Consider the following 275-nt stretch of genomic DNA (forward strand, 5'->3'; position numbering starts at 1 on the left):
TTAAAGTATATTGCTGAAGCTTTGCTCTATCATCTGTATTCAGAACACGGCTTTTTATTTGAGTAAGAAGATCCATCATCGGTCTCGGTTCATTAGCAAAAGCAGTAACTATACTGTTATTTAATTCTTGCCACTCAGCATCTGTTACATTTGGATTTTGTAACATGAAAGAAACGTAATCTTTCCATACTAAAACATTAATTGGTAGCATTTTAGTAGCTGTTTTGTAAATTGCACTTTTCTTAGCTGGTGAAGATATCGCTTTCGCTAACCAG

Annotated in this window: 1 pseudogene; it reads right to left on the reverse strand. The window is 34.2% G+C overall.

Going from position 1 to position 275, the window contains the following annotated elements:
- Nucleotides 1–275, reverse strand: a pseudogene (locus SB775_RS29230) (discoidin domain-containing protein); the annotation flags it as partial.

Source organism: Peribacillus sp. SIMBA_075 (assembly GCF_046534585.1).